Below are 1,148 nucleotides of genomic sequence, written 5' to 3'. Positions count from 1 at the left end.
TGCCCGAGCTCGGGCCGGGTGAGGCCCTGGTGGCCGTGATGGCCTCCTCGGTCAACTACAACTCGGTGTGGACCTCGATCTTCGAACCGCTGTCCACCTTCGGGTTCCTGGAACGCTACGGCCGCACCAACGAACTGGCCAAGCGCCACGACCTGCCCTACCACATCATCGGCTCCGACCTCGCCGGCGTCGTCCTGCGCACCGGCCCCGGCGTCAACGCCTGGAAGCCCGGAGACGAGGTCGTCGCCCACTGCCTCTCCGTCGAACTGGAATCCTCCGACGGCCACAACGACACCATGCTCGACCCCGAACAGCGCATCTGGGGCTTCGAGACCAACTTCGGCGGCCTCGCCGAGATCGCCCTCGTCAAGTCCAACCAGCTCATGCCCAAGCCCGACCACCTCAGCTGGGAGGAAGCCGCCGCCCCCGGCCTCGTCAACTCCACCGCCTACCGGCAACTCGTCTCCCGCAACGGCGCCGGCATGAAGCAGGGCGACAACGTCCTCATCTGGGGCGCCAGCGGCGGACTCGGCTCCTACGCCACGCAGTTCGCCCTCGCCGGCGGCGCCAACCCGATCTGTGTCGTCTCCAGCGACCAGAAGGCCGACATCTGCCGCTCCATGGGCGCCGAAGCGATCATCGACCGCAGCGCCGAGGGCTACAAGTTCTGGAAGGACGAGACCACCCAGGACCCCAAGGAATGGAAGCGCTTCGGCAAGCGCATCCGCGAACTCACCGGCGGCGAGGACATCGACATCGTCTTCGAACACCCCGGCCGCGAGACCTTCGGCGCCAGCGTCTACGTCACCCGCAAGGGCGGCACCATCACCACCTGCGCCTCCACCTCCGGCTACATGCACGAATACGACAACCGCTACCTGTGGATGTCACTCAAGCGCATCATCGGCTCCCACTTCGCCAACTACCGCGAAGCCTGGGAAGCCAACCGCCTCATCGCCAAGGGCAAGATCCACCCCACCCTCTCCAAGGTGTACTCCCTGCAGGACACCGGCCAGGCCGCCCACGACGTCCACCGCAACACCCACCAGGGCAAGGTCGGCGTCCTCTGCCTCGCACCCGAGGAAGGCCTCGGCGTACGCGACCAGGAGAAGCGCGCCGAGCACATCGACGCCATCAACCGATTCCGG

1 protein-coding gene is annotated in these 1,148 nt (G+C 66.9%); it reads left to right on the top strand.

What is annotated here, in order from left to right; translation table 11 throughout:
• Positions 1-1,148: crotonyl-CoA carboxylase/reductase (gene ccrA, locus VT52_RS35030; protein ID WP_071387777.1), on the top strand; the 1,148-nt coding region annotated here is incomplete at both ends.

It is taken from the genome of Streptomyces malaysiense (assembly GCF_000980885.2).
GTDB classification, from domain to species: domain Bacteria; phylum Actinomycetota; class Actinomycetes; order Streptomycetales; family Streptomycetaceae; genus Streptomyces; species Streptomyces malaysiense.
Note: the sequence above shows the minus strand (reverse complement) of the source record. Positions and strands in the feature narration are given on the sequence as shown.